The sequence below is a fragment of the Trichocoleus desertorum AS-A10 genome (assembly GCF_039962155.1).
Classification (GTDB): Bacteria; Cyanobacteriota; Cyanobacteriia; order FACHB-46; family FACHB-46; genus Trichocoleus.
Genome location: NZ_JAMPKN010000045.1, coordinates 18,936 through 27,184 on the forward strand (window position 1 = coordinate 18,936; position 8,249 = coordinate 27,184).

The following is an 8,249-nucleotide window of genomic DNA, read 5'->3' on the forward strand; positions in this document are numbered from 1 at the left end:
GTTTCTTACCGTAGGGCGGGGCTTTGCTGCTGGAAAGGAATCTCAATGACAAATTGGGTGCCTTGTCCCGGAATGGAGATACAATCCAGCGAGCCACCGTGATTCTCGGTGATAATTTGGTAGCTAATAGACATGCCCATGCCCGTTCCCTTGCCCACTGGTTTGGTTGTGAAGAAGGGATCAAAGATTCGCTGCTTTACTTCTGGTGGCATACCTGGACCATTGTCAGAGATCTTGATCACCACTCGATTGTTGCGGTTGAGGTGGGTGCTGATGTGGATATGACTCGGTGACGCTACCAACTCTTGTCCGCTGGGTTGATTATTTTGCTCCAAAGCATCGATCGCATTCGTCAGCACATTCATGAATACTTGGTTGAGCTGTCCTGCGTAGCACTCCACCAACGGCAAGTTGCCATATTCTTTAGTCACAGCGATCGCAGGGTGTTCTGGCTTAGCTTTGAGGCGATTCTCCAAAATAATCAGGGTACTATCAATTCCTTGGTGGATGTCAACCGCTTTAAATTCGGCTTCATCCAGGCGAGAGAAGTTGCGGAGCGAAAGCACAATCTGTCGAATCCGCTCGGCCCCCATCTGCATAGAAGACATCAACTTGGGTAAATCTGCCCTGAGAAACTCTAGATCCATGGCCTCTGCCTCAACCGCGATCGCAGCAACTGGCTGAGGATAGTGCTCTTGATACAAACTAATCAGGTTTAGTAGCTCCTGAGTGTAATCATGAGCAGGAGCTAGATTGCCATAGATAAAATTGACGGGATTGTTGATTTCATGCGCCACACCTGCCACCAGTTGTCCAAGACTCGACATCTTCTCGCTTTGAATCAACCGTGACTGAGTTTGTTGCAATTCTTGCAGGGCACTTTCTAAATCTTGAGTTTGCTGACGCAATGTTGCAATCACCTGTTGCAGCTGATTAGTTCGCTCCTCCACTTGCTGTTCTAGATTGCGATTATTTTCAGCCAGCAAGTTTTCTGTGGTTTGGAGGGCGGCATTCTTGGCTTCTAGTTCTTGGGTATAGGCTTCTAGGGTTTGCAACAAGCTGCGGTTTTCATCAAAAATTCGAGAAATTCTCTCAAACCAAGGTTGCCAACTTCTAGGGATATCTAATTTTTTAGAGATCAATGCTTGACCAGATCCTTGGCTGGCAGTTTCAATATGTTCTACCAATTTGCGAGCAGGCTCAATGAAATCTCGGCGTGTTAGATGACTCGCGGCTACGAGAATTAAACCTAGTCCAGGGAGAAGCACTAGAAATAGCCAACTCGTCCCAGACAAAGCCTTCAAAACGATCGCTTGCTGAGGTATCCAGAGAACTAACTGCCAGGGAGCGTTGGTTAAGGGATGATGCAAAACTAAGTAGGAATCAACAGCATTAACTTGGTCTGCTGGAGCTTGTAAGATTTGCTTTAATTGGCTTTGGAGCTTGAGTGGCAATGCCACTTGAGCTGGTTTCACGTCCTTATCTGTAGAGCTGACTAAATAGGGGTGAGCCAACAACTGATCGTATTGGTTAATTACAAATAAATTTGCTTGGCGATCGCGCTGAGTTTCCGCGTTTTTAATAAAATCGTTTAAGACATCTAAGGTGAAGTCTAAAGCGACGGTTCCGAGGAAAGTATCTTTGTCGTAGATAGGCTCGGCAACCGTCACCATCAAGCCTTTACCCGCTGTATCTGTATAAGCACGGGTCCAGAAACGCTGACGTTGTGGATTGTTTTCGGGTAATCCTAGCCTGTAAAAATCTTGGCTGTAATCACTCTCCACAAACAAATGATCTTTGCTGGACACCCAAGGATAAAGACTCTGAAACCTATTTTTCGACATGTAATACACCCAAGCTAGATTGGGTATATTTTTTTTGGATGATTGAAAAAGAGCATTGAGCGCGATCGCCATCTCCACATCTCGCTTGACCTCTGGTGACATCTGCTCTAACGAGCCTTTGCCGCTCAAGCCTGCTACCATCTCCTCGGTAAAAGGAAGCTGGATACGATCCAGAGCGTAGTGGTCTTTACCGGGCAAATTTTCTAGTTGAGAGAAGAGTTTGGAAGATGGCTCACCTAGAGCATGAGTTGCCAGATGGAATTCTGCCTCGGTGTTCAGGGCACTAATATGGTCAGAGGCCCCTTTAACCATATAGTTGAGGCTTGATGATTCTTCTAAAAACTTGGTTTGCAACTGTGCAACTTCATTCTGATAACGAGAACGAAATTGTAAGTAAAATAGCCCGCATGAGACGACAGTGACTAACGAAAAGGTAGCCAGGATAATCCGGTTATATCCTCCGAAGAAATTCGCGCTCGGATGCTTGACTCGGATACTCTGCGGCATAGGTTAAAGTCACTACTTTCATACATTAGCCTGCCCATTTGCAGAGTACTAATATTTGCAGTGAGATAACTTCAGCCATTTCATTTAACAAACTAAGTAATTTGAGCAACTAAACCAACAGTTGGAGTGGCGCTACTCCTTGACGTAACTGATGCTGGCGTTTGACCCAAGAGTATCGCACCAAGGGGCCGAGAAAAGGTGCAAACTGGCTAGCTCCCCAACGCAGAAAGGCACTATGTTCTAGGAGATCGGCTTGGGCCGCTTCTTGGCGCTGAAGTTGCTGCACTCGGATAATTTCCGGTTCGCGATCGCCTTGAATTTTGAGCAACGTTGCGTCAATGACTGCAAGCTCTGCCCCTTCCCGGAGTATAGGCACCAGATGGTTGGCTGTGGCAATGACATCGCGCAAAGCCATGTTGATGCCTTGGGCGCGAATCGGAGACATAGGATGAGCTGCATCCCCCAGGAGCAATAGTCCTGGAACAGACCATTGGGGGCAGCGTCCCGCGACCACCGACAGTAGAATCGGGCCTTCTAAGGTCGCGGCGTTTTGGCGAAAATGCTCAGCCAGCCAATCTGGAGAAGTGGCGGCTAGTCGCTCAGCCCAATTTATCTGCGGCCAATCTTTTGCTTCAGATGGACGCAAGGCCCAGCCCAGCTGAAGCTCGCCTTCAGAACTACGAAATAAACCTAAAGCATCACGATCTTGCAAAATCGAGTAAAAAACATTTTCGGACTTAAATCGAGGATGATCGGGCAGCTTGAACCAAAGAATATCAAAACTTTGAGACTGTTGTTCTAAAGCTAAGCGCGATCGCTGGCGAACAACAGAATTGCGACCATCCGTGCCAATCACCAAATCTGCACTTAGCTCCCGACCATCGCTAAGCTTGATCCCTGCCACTCGTTGCTCATGCCACAACAAGTCTTGCACCGGGGTTCCCTGTACCAGCTCAAAGCCAGAATAAGCCCTTGCTTGCTCAATGAGCGCCTCTAGCAAAGCCGTTTGCGAAACTAGGGTGCAAGGTTTACCACCCGGTTCGATCGGTTCTGCAACTCGAAACAGAGATCGCTGGTTGAGCCAAAATTCCCAGGCATCCAAAGCACGGTGAGGAATGCGATCGAGCAGAGCGGATAAGCCCATTTGCTCTAGGGCATCCAACCCGCTCGGCATCAGCCCCTCACCCCGAAAAGTGCGGCGAAAGGTGGGAGAGGCTTCCACGAGCTGGACTGAGATACCCCGTTGCCCTAAAAGGAGAGCAAGTGCTGCCCCCGCTGGCCCCGCCCCTACAATTACTACCTGAGTCATGACTGAGAAGCGTTGATGGAACTTTGTAGCCTCATCTTCTCATGCAGCACAGCCCTGAAACCTAACCCCCAGCCTCTTTTCTCAAGGAAAGGGGAGCCAGATTCATAGAATTTATTTACAGCTTATTTACAGCCAATGGGTAGCTCGATTGGCTTGATGCCTAAAAACCAATAATCGGCTTGTTGCTTCAGCTGTTGCCAAACATGCCCGAGGGGGCGGCTTTGCGGTTCTTGCAGCCAGAACAACGGCAATAACGCCACCAATCGCAGTCCACTAGAAACCACAAACAATTCTGTGATGCCATTGGAGCCTGTGGATTGGGCTAGCCAACCGCCAACCATTGCTCCCATTGCGCCACAGACTCCACCGATCGCGGCAGTGATGGCAAAGTAGGTGGTGTGATGACGTACTGGGGCGATCGCTAACTGCAAATTATTAATGCAAAGGTCGATCGCGGCTCCTGCCCCACCCCCCAACAAATGCAGAACGGGAAACCAAAACCAGAGAGAAATTGAGTTGTGACCTGTGCCTAGCCAGAGCAAAGGGATAATCGCCACCAACAATCCATCCAGCACCAGAATGGGGCGATTACCAATGCGATCGGCCAATTTACCCCAAAGCACCAGCATCAGTAATGTCGCGCCTGCACCGAGACCGTTGTAGAGCGTTACCCAGCTCACGTCTATGGATAGGTTATCCAGCAAATACAGATTAAAGAAGGGATTGCAGAGATTCACCCCAAAGGCCCACACCCCAAAGTAGAGCAAAAACATCAAGAAATGAGGATGCTTAAGCATGCTGGTATGAGCCGCTTCCGAGCCAGAGAAGGCAGCAGTGGCATCAGCAGTAGGCTTTGATTTAGGTTCTGGAGCAGTCAAGCGAGCTTGCGGATTCACATCCGTCATCCGCGACTGACAAGCTAAGCTGAGCAGCCCTGCCACAATACCCACCAGCATGAACACACCGAAGCCTTGAATGCTGCCCCCCGGAAAGTGCGAAACTGCTAGCCCTAACAACGGCATGGTCACCAAGCTCGTCAAGCTAAAGGCACTGTTACGAAAGCCAAAGTAACGTCCCCGTAGCTGTCGAGGCACCAATACCGCTAACCAAGCTAGCCAAGAGGCACTACCAAGCGCACCTAACACGTGAGTCGCTAGCAAGGCAGCCAGCGTGGCAATGATCATCGTCTGGTTGCTGGTAGAGTAGGCATTAAAAGCCAGAATCGCGATCGCCAGCGGCAACCACAGCAAACGAGAAATTCCGTAGACACAGAGGCCATACCACCGACGGCTAGTGGTGCGATCGGCCCAATAGGCACCTAAGGGTTGCAGCAAGTTTACCACCATCGGGATCGAGGCCAGCATGCCAATTTGCACCGTGCTGGCATCTAGCTCTACAAGAAAATTACTGAGTAACACACCTCCGGTGATGTTGCTGAAGAGCGTGGCAAACACCCCATCCCAGGTAGAAGCTCGGAGGCTAGAACGAATCGCAGCTTTAGGAACTTTCGCAGCAACGTCTGCCGCCAAAGGCTGAGACAAAGAAGTTTCTACAGCGGCGATCGATTCTGAAATCACTTCGCCTAGAGAAAAGATGGTTTCCTCAGTTAAATAATTCGTCACCCAGTTTCATCCTTAGAGCTGTCGGCCTAGATCGGTCAGGGGAAGCATTCAACGCTTGCAATCCCCAGTGTTCCCAGGATGATGGGCCGAAAGATAAATCCAGGCTGACTGTAGATTTCTATGGTGGCTAAGGCGATAGGTAGCCATCCAGGTTAGGAGACTAAAACATAGTTAGTAGCAAGCAAAGAATTTTGTCATAATTAATACAGAAATAAAATCGTTCATCTCCACCTGCCTTGAGGTATGCTCGACTGAAATCTAAGTGAGATTTAAGTAGGAGACGGAAGTAGGGTTTAGCCCGAAGGAACGCGCTTCATTTTGTCAGGCCAATTGGATGGAGCGTTGCTATGAAAAGTCAGTGGCAAAATTATCGCGATTTAGAACTCATTGGTAATCTGAGATTCCAACAGCAACCCCAGCATTTACCCTTTAGCGATCGCCTGGATCGCATTTGGCGATCGCTGATAGACGCTGGGATTAAAGCATTCTCCGAGCAGCAACAAACAGAGCACTTGGATCGATGCTGGTCATTGGCTGCTCCTCAGGGACAGCCTACTAACCCCTTTAATATTTGCCGTTCGCTCTGGCTCAACATTAGACAAGTTTTAACCAATTCACGGATCACTTCTGAAGAGCCAGAGATACAAGAAGTCAGCGATCGCGCTGGGTCTTATGGGTGGTCGGTTATTAATCCCAGAACAGGCCAGAAAACCTACCTGCAATCTGAGGATGAAGTGCGAGTTTGGTTAGAGGAACGCTTCTACCGCTAATTCTACCCACACTCAAAATCCGCCCAGACCTAACCCAGGCTGGACGGATAGAGAGGAGAATTAGTTAGGTCCAATAAAGGATTTGAGCTTTGGGAAAGCGCTGACTAAGCTCACGCTCGAAGAACTGGCGAAGAGACTTCATCGTATCTGAGTCGTAGACGTACTTAATGCCACCAAACTTATTGCGCTTGACGCTGCGAGTGGATTCGTCTAGATCTAGCTTGCTTTGGGGATACCACTGCTGCAACACCTCTTTAGAGCCAGGAGTGAAGCGGTGAGAGATCAGCTCAAACGTCAAGTCACAGTCAAAATCTAGAGCTGCACTGATGTCATCGAGTAGTTGGGTGTAATGCTGCGGCCAATCCTCGATCGGCATGATCGGAGCGATCACCAAACCAATCGGATAACCACCGCCACCCTGCCCCCGTGGCAAGGCCAATCGTCGCAAGGCACCCAACCGAGCCTGTACCGAAGCCGTCCCCCCCTCAAAGCGACCAGATGCCGGTGCTGCATTCACACTAGCTCGACAGCGGGTGTGCCCATTGTGAGGTAAGTCTAACAAGCTCTCCACAGCATCGAACTTAGAGACCCAGCGCAGATAACCATCTGCGCGAGTGCCAAAGTAGCGGATACACTCAGCCAAACTGCCTGTGAGATGCTCAATTCCTAGCGGATCGGTATAGCAACTAACCTCAAAGCTGGTCGCCTGACCTGCACGTTCGTAAGCAGCCAGATTGTCTAAAATCTGCGGCAAGTTAGCGTAAGCCCGAATTACCGGCGGTCCCTGGAGGCTACCCGCCAAGTAGCAGTACTGACAGTGAGCAGGACAGCCTTCGGCTAAGTGAAACTGCCAATCTGCTGAAGGGGGAATGGGGCTGAGCTTAAACTGGCTCGGCGGTGCTGTCACTACAGCCAAAGTCCGCTTGGCAATGTCATAGGTTTCGCGCTCTGTCTCTCCGCGCAAATTGGTTAAGCGATTGCGTGGTAACTCCTCGACAGGCAAGTTGAGCGATCGCACCCGCTCCAGAATTCGCTGGCCCCACGGCTCCTCTAAAGCTGCTGGTGTGAATAGAACCTGATCTGGCATCCATAAGCGGGTCTTAACATTGCCCAAGCCTGATGGACTTGTAGGAGCAGAAGTAGAGCTAGCAACCGTTGTAGGTAAAGACAAAATCGGTTCTCCACACTGGAACTCTCTCTATTATGATTGGATTCCCACAAGGCGGAAACGTAAATAAGGAGCGGATTTCAACCTATTTGCAGTAGGGTTTGTACGCTGCGGCAAACCACACAACATACTTTTAGCGCTTACTACCAAAGCCAGGATAAAGGTGGTTTATCCTGTTGCAACGGGACCGAGAATCAAGCTTCATTTATGCGCTGTAGCAATTTCTCGCGCCAAACTCAGGTCCAAGCCAATCCCTTCCACTTTGCAGGTATTGTATCTCAGCAGTTAGCTCAGGCCGCACCGTCCTGATTTTGGAGAGCCACAGTCAAACCGCCAATGCAGTCAAAGACTAGTAAGCGTAAGATTGGTAAATCTCTGTAGCAGGCTTGGCTTCTAAGGTTTCGACCACCGGATTGAACCTTAACAGATGACGAGCGCGATCCGAGAGCGTTTCTAAAGCTGCGCGAGGTACTTGAATTGAAACCTCAGGTCGGAACAGCCAACGGCGGCTATAACCAATCACCACCATAGGACGGGGAATGTCGGTGCGGTTGGGAGTGCCTCGGTGTAATCCTCGCACATCTCGGATCATCACATCCCCCAAGTTCAAAGTGATGGGTTCTAGCCCGACTTCTACCGATTCTAAGCGGCGAAGCCCTTCTTCCTTAGTAAGCAGATGAGTTCCCCGTGCCACTTCAAAGGGTCCATTTTCCAGGGTGACATCGACGAGAGGAAAGTTGATGGCTAGTTGAAAGGGAGGAGTTTCCTGAGCCATTTCTGGAAACAAGGGGGGTGCATCTCGATGAGTGGCTTGATAGTCTGACCCGAGCCTGGGGGTATCGGTTGCCAACTGACACATCACCACATCTTCCCCCACTAGCCCTGCCGCGATCGCCAAGATCGTATCATCTTCGTAGGGAGCATGTCAGTTTTGCAGACCAATTAAACCATTGAGATAAGCGCAACGATGAGCTAGCACTTGTGGAACATTCTCACGCTTCCACTGCGCGCCTGATATTTGAACGCGAC

6 protein-coding genes and 1 riboswitch are annotated in these 8,249 nt (G+C 49.8%); of the genes, 1 reads left to right on the forward strand and 5 read right to left on the reverse strand.

All coding sequences use genetic code 11. The features are described from left to right. Nucleotides 1-5: 5 nt before the first annotated feature. The 3 genes from NDA01_RS26820 to NDA01_RS26830 form a co-directional block, all read right to left on the reverse strand. Complete coding sequence (locus tag NDA01_RS26820; RefSeq protein ID WP_348230407.1) at nucleotides 6-2,351, reverse strand: ATP-binding protein; 2,346 nt, start codon at nucleotides 2,349-2,351, stop codon at nucleotides 6-8. Between the two features lie 109 nt (nucleotides 2,352-2,460). Further along, nucleotides 2,461-3,660: an FAD-dependent oxidoreductase gene (locus tag NDA01_RS26825; RefSeq protein ID WP_348230408.1), complete on the reverse strand. Its 1,200-nt coding sequence runs from the start codon at nucleotides 3,658-3,660 to the stop codon at nucleotides 2,461-2,463. Between the two features lie 122 nt (nucleotides 3,661-3,782). Beyond that, a complete protein-coding gene (locus NDA01_RS26830; RefSeq protein WP_348230409.1) occupies nucleotides 3,783-5,282 on the reverse strand; it encodes an MFS transporter in 1,500 nt (499 codons plus the stop codon). 216 nt (nucleotides 5,283-5,498) lie between these two features. Next, nucleotides 5,499-5,595: riboswitch (Glutamine riboswitch) on the forward strand. Between the two features lie 34 nt (nucleotides 5,596-5,629). Between NDA01_RS26830 and NDA01_RS26835 the strand changes: the two genes are divergently transcribed. After that, on the forward strand, nucleotides 5,630-6,052 hold the full coding sequence (locus NDA01_RS26835; RefSeq protein ID WP_348230410.1) for a hypothetical protein: 423 nt from the start codon (nucleotides 5,630-5,632) through the stop codon (nucleotides 6,050-6,052). A gap of 64 nt (nucleotides 6,053-6,116) precedes the next feature. On the opposite strand, the gene NDA01_RS26840 is transcribed toward NDA01_RS26835, so the two are convergent. After that, a complete protein-coding gene (locus NDA01_RS26840; protein WP_431193539.1) occupies nucleotides 6,117-7,223 on the reverse strand; it encodes a spore photoproduct lyase family protein in 1,107 nt (368 codons plus the stop codon). 346 nt (nucleotides 7,224-7,569) lie between these two features. Next, on the reverse strand, nucleotides 7,570-8,118 hold the full coding sequence (locus NDA01_RS26845; RefSeq protein ID WP_348230411.1) for a phytanoyl-CoA dioxygenase family protein: 549 nt from the start codon (nucleotides 8,116-8,118) through the stop codon (nucleotides 7,570-7,572). Nucleotides 8,119-8,249: the final 131 nt, after the last annotated feature.